Consider the following 1278-nt stretch of genomic DNA (forward strand, 5'->3'; position numbering starts at 1 on the left):
GGTGTGAGGGCCTGGCTCGCCGCCTCGGCGAGCACCCTGACCGCGTCATGGGCGAGAGCCACATGGCCGTCGTCGAGCCATATGTCCTCGCCGAACTCCTCGGCGTACCGCTCGTTGAAGTCCTCGGCCACCGTGTTGCGGTCCTCGTGGTCGGCGGGCAGTACATGGGCCGTGTGGTAGAGGTTCAGCCATGTGTGGTCCCTGACGTCCTGGGAGAGCGCGATGTTGGTGAGCTCGTTGCCGCCCACCACCGTGATGTCCCGGTTCGCGCACTCGCTGCTCTGCTGGTACCTGTCCAGGAACGTCCCGAACTCGCGGGCCCGTGACGTCCAGTAGACGAGCGTCCGCGGATTCGCCTGGATACGCGCGCACACCGCCTCGGCCACTTCGGAGACGTTGAACCGCGTGTCGAGATCCGGCTCGGGGATCGCCGTCGCCCCGTCGGGGTCGCCGGGTGAGTATCCGATCCGTTTGCCCGAGTCCGGCCGTTCGCTGACGAACGCCTCGCCCAGATCCCTGCTGTATATGTCCTTCGGGTCGGTCACTACGACGACGTCCTCGGCCCGGACACAGTTGTCCCCGGTCGTCCGGATCGTGTTCGCGTTCTCGATGAACGTGGCGACGACCTCCGCCTCGCGCCGGTGGTTCGGCGCGGCGCCGTGGTAGTACTTCCCAAGTTCCAGGTCCCTCGCCGTCGCCGTGGAACTCACGATGGGGATACGGGCCGTGTTGAGGTCCTTCACCGCCTCGACGGTCGCGGCGCGGCTCTCGGTGAAACCCGTCACGCCGATCAGCCGCGGGTTCTTCCTGGCATCCGCGATGATCTCCTTCACCCTGGCCCCGGCGTTCTTGTACTGCACGCCCGCGTCGTACGGCTGGATCTTCACCCAGACACCGTTGTTGTCGTTCAGAGCGATTTTGTGCAGGGCCTTCTGGGCCAGGGCCACCCCGCGCAGTTCGGGGATCGAGCCGGCGGAGCGCAGCTCGTCCGCGTTCTTCGGTGGTGACGCGTGGAGAAGCGCGACGGTCACGATCCGGCCGGGCAGGTGCTCCTTCTCGGCGCGCTCGTTCTGATCCTTGATCATGTCGAGCGCCTCCGTGGCCGCCAGGGCGCCGTTGATGTCCGCCGTACGGGACTTGCTCGGCGTATCGGGCTTCTCGCCGGTCAGGCACGCGGCGTAGTCGTCCCTGAACGGCCCCGAGTCGACCACCGGCAGGAACGCGAGTTGTCCTGTGAGCCAGAGCGCGACCACCACGGCCGTGGCCTCGAACACCACA

General features: G+C 67.1%; 1 protein-coding gene. It reads right to left on the bottom strand.

What is annotated here, in order from left to right; all coding sequences use genetic code 11:
- The coding region (locus ACFXKA_RS42920) for a hypothetical protein (RefSeq protein ID WP_379431895.1) at positions 1–1256 on the bottom strand (1256 nt) is incomplete at its 3' end.
- Positions 1257–1278: the final 22 nt, after the last annotated feature.

This window comes from Nocardia sp. NPDC059228, from assembly GCF_042754245.1.
Taxonomy (GTDB): Bacteria; Actinomycetota; Actinomycetes; order Mycobacteriales; family Mycobacteriaceae; genus Nocardia.